Origin of the sequence: Cryobacterium psychrotolerans, assembly GCF_900101115.1 — a bacterium.
In the GTDB taxonomy this organism is placed as follows: Bacteria; Actinomycetota; Actinomycetes; order Actinomycetales; family Microbacteriaceae; genus Cryobacterium; species Cryobacterium psychrotolerans.
Map to the genome: position 1 here is coordinate 1 of NZ_FNFU01000044.1, position 1,779 is coordinate 1,779.

A 1,779-nucleotide genomic window follows, 5' to 3' on the forward strand; every position below is an offset into this window, starting at 1 on the left:
TTCCTTCTGGACCTTTTCTTGTTCCCATCATTCGGGGATGAGCGGAGGTACCGCCCGTACTTTGAGAACTACACAGTGGACGCGAGCATCTTAAATTTGACGGACCTTTTGGTCCGCAAATTACAAAGACCAACGCAAATATCGTTCCTTCGGGAACTGATGCGTTGATCATTGGTCAATTTCGGTCGCGAATTTATTCGCGACACTTAATCGATTCAAACTCATGTGATTTCAAATTTCTAAGAGCAAACGGTGAATGCCTTGGCATGTAGAGCCGAAGAAGGACGTAGTAATCTGCGATAAGCCTCGGGGAGTTGATAAACGAACTTTGATCCGAGGATTTCCGAATGGGGAAACCCCGCCAGGCCCGCAAGGTGACCTGGTGACTCCCGCCTGAATATATAGGGCGGGTAGAGGGAACGTGGGGAAGTGAAACATCTCAGTACCCACAGGAAGAGAAAACAACAGTGATTCCGTTAGTAGTGGCGAGCGAAACCGGATGAGGCTAAACCGATCATGTGTGATAGCCGGCAGGCGTTGCATGGTCGGGGTTGCGGGACTTTTCTGCTGCTTCTGCCGAACAGTGAGGGTTAGAACGTTGTATAGACGAACAGGATTGAAAGCCTGGTCATAGAGGGTGCGAACCCCGTAGTCGAAATGCAGCAATCGCCCGAAGAGTATCCCAAGTAGCACGGGGCCCGAGAAATCCCGTGTGAATCCGTCAGGACCACCTGATAAGCCTAAATACTCCTACATGACCGATAGTGAACAAGTACCGTGAGGGAAAGGTGAAAAGTACCCCGGGAGGGGAGTGAAATAGTACCTGAAACCGTTTGCTTACAAACCGTTGGAGCCAGCTTTGTTCTGGTGACAGCGTGCCTTTTGAAGAATGAGCCTGCGAGTTAGTGATATGTGGCGAGCTTAACCCGAGAGGGGAATGCGTAGCGAAAGCGAGTCTGAATAGGGCGATTCAGTCGCATGTCCTAGACCCGAAGCGAAGTGATCTATCCATGGCCAGGTTGAAGCGACGGTAAGACGTCGTGGAGGACCGAACCCACTTCAGTTGAAAATGGAGGGGATGAGCTGTGGATAGGGGTGAAAGGCCAATCAAACTTCGTGATAGCTGGTTCTCTCCGAAATGCATTTAGGTGCAGCGTTGCGTGTTTCTTGCCGGAGGTAGAGCTACTGGATGGCCGATGGGGCCCAAAAGCTTACTGACGTCAGCCAAACTCCGAATGCCGGTAAGTGAGAGCGCAGCAGTGAGACGGTGGGGGATAAGCTTCATCGTCGAGAGGGAAACAACCCAGACCACCAACTAAGGTCCCAAAGCGCGTGCTAAGTGGGAAAGGATGTGGAGTTGCACAGACAACCAGGAGGTTGGCTTAGAAGCAGCCACCCTTGAAAGAGTGCGTAATAGCTCACTGGTCAAGTGATTCCGCGCCGACAATGTAACGGGGCTCAAGCACGCCACCGAAGTTGTGGCATTAATATTTTTGGTAAGCCGCCACCTTGTGTGGTTGGTTCAGCCGTGTTGATGGGTAGGAGAGCGTCGTGTGGCCAGCGAAGCGGCGGTGTAAACCAGCCGTGGAGGCTACACGAGTGAGAATGCAGGCATGAGTAGCGAAAGACGGGTGAGAAACCCGTCCTCCGAAAGATCAAGGTTTCCAGGGCCAGGCTAATCCGCCCTGGGTAAGTCGGGACCTAAGGCGAGGCCGACAGGCGTAGTCGATGGACAACGGGTTTATATTCCCGTACTGATGAAGAACCGTCCAAGCTAAT

1 rRNA gene is annotated in these 1,779 nt (G+C 52.2%); it reads left to right on the plus strand.

Annotated features, from left to right (window positions below):
• Positions 1-229 precede the first annotated feature (229 nt).
• Positions 230-1,779: ribosomal RNA gene (locus BLQ39_RS15450) — 23S ribosomal RNA — on the plus strand; the annotation flags it as partial.